This window comes from Phyllobacterium sp. P5_D12, from assembly GCF_054049495.1.
Genome location: NZ_JBFUMG010000729.1, coordinates 1 through 1,833 on the forward strand (window position 1 = coordinate 1; position 1,833 = coordinate 1,833).

Sequence of the window (1,833 nt, forward strand, 5' to 3'; positions counted from 1 at the left end):
GACCAGTTGACGCTCCCGACGATGGAAAACAAAAGCAAGATGGCTGCAGCCCAGATATCGACCCGCAAAAAGACGATCTTTGCTCGCACGCCGACTCAGGATGCCTATATGCGGGCGCTCGATCGCTCGGAAATGGTGTTCGGTGTCGGGCCTGCAGGTACTGGCAAGACTTATCTTGCAGTCGCGCACGCAGCCATGCTGCTGGAGCGCGGGCTTGTCGATCGGATTATTCTGTCGCGTCCAGCCGTGGAGGCCGGCGAACGACTTGGCTTCCTGCCGGGCGACATGAAGGAAAAGGTCGATCCCTATCTGCGACCGCTCTACGATGCGCTCTACGACATGATGCCCGCCGACAAAGTGGAGCGGGCGATTGCGGCTGGCGTCATTGAGATAGCGCCGCTCGCCTTCATGCGCGGCCGTACACTCGCCCATTCGGCAATCATTCTCGACGAGGCGCAGAACACGACAGCCATGCAGATGAAGATGTTTCTGACGCGTTTGGGTGAAAACGGCCGAATGATCATCACGGGTGATCCGAGCCAGATTGACTTACCTCCGGGCCAGAAATCCGGATTGGTGGAGGCGCTGAGAATTCTTGACGGCGTCAGCGGGATCGTCACCGTGCGCTTTACTGATGTAGATGTCGTACGGCACCCGCTAGTTGCCGCAATTGTCCGTGCCTATGACAAGGAAGGCGCCAAGCCCTGACACTTGGCGATACTGTCTTGATCGATATCGACATACTGGTTGAAACGGACGACTGGGGCGATGAGTCCATGTTGCGCCATCTGGCGACCAATGCCATTGCCGCTGCGTGGCAAACGCTTGAGCGAGGGGAACAACCGGCAAGCGAACTCAGTCTGGTCTTCACCGATGATGCCGCGGTCAAGGAACTCAACAATGACTGGCGTGACAAGGACAAGCCCACCAATGTCTTGTCGTTTCCAGCTTTTGCGCTAAAGCCTGGTCAGAAGCCTGGGCCAATGCTCGGCGACATTGTCATCGCGCATGAAACAGTGGCGCGCGAAGCTGTGGATGAAGGCAAGCCTTTCGATCACCACGTCAGCCATCTCATCGTTCATGGATTTCTGCATTTGCTCGGTTATGATCATCTTAGCGAGACGCAAGCGGAGGAGATGGAAGGACTTGAACGCAAAGCCCTTGAACGTCTTGCCATCCCCGACCCATATGCGCTATCCGTCATTGACGATCAATTCGATTGAGGACCATGTCTGACACGTCACACCAGAACGATTCTGCCGCCGCTCCCGCAAGGGGAATGTCGGGGCAGGAGAGTGATGCCGAAGGGCAGAGTAGTACCAGAGCGCAAGGTCCAGAAAAGCGCTCGCTTCTTTCCACCATATTTCCATTTCTGCGCGCCCGCCCCGGTACGTCTCTCCGGGAGGATCTGGATGCGGCCCTGGCCGAAAGCCAACATGGAGATACGGCGTTTTCGCCCGAAGAGCGCGCCATGCTGCACAACATCCTGCGGTTGCGGGAGTTGCGGGTCGAGGATGTCATGATCCCGCGCTCCGATATCGAAGCCGTGGAGATTTCCACAACGCTTGGCGACCTGTTGGAGGTTTTTGAAAAATCTGGCCATTCGCGTATGCCGGTTTTCGCGGAAACCCTCGATGATCCGCGCGGCATGGTCCACATACGTGATGTGGTTAATCACATCACCAATATTTCCAGGATCAAACCGCGAAGGGTGGCGGCCCGGGCATCCAAGATTCCTGCTGCTGCGAAGTTCAACCTGTCCAATGTCGACTTGACCAAAACGATTTCTGATCTGAGTTTGATGCGGCCAATCCTGTTTGTGCCACCCTCGAT

General features: G+C 56.5%; 3 protein-coding genes. All 3 read left to right on the plus strand.

Annotated features, from left to right (window positions below; translation table 11 throughout):
- Positions 1 to 708 (plus strand): PhoH family protein (locus ACXJ5O_RS25785; RefSeq protein WP_457302391.1); only part of this gene is annotated, 708 nt, incomplete at its 5' end.
- 68 nt (positions 709 to 776) lie between these two features.
- Positions 777 to 1,223: an rRNA maturation RNase YbeY gene (gene ybeY / locus ACXJ5O_RS25790; RefSeq protein ID WP_457302393.1), complete on the plus strand. Its 447-nt coding sequence runs from the start codon at positions 777 to 779 to the stop codon at positions 1,221 to 1,223.
- Between the two features lie 5 nt (positions 1,224 to 1,228).
- On the plus strand, positions 1,229 to 1,833 hold a 605-nt coding region (locus tag ACXJ5O_RS25795; RefSeq protein ID WP_457302392.1), incomplete at its 3' end, for a CBS domain-containing protein.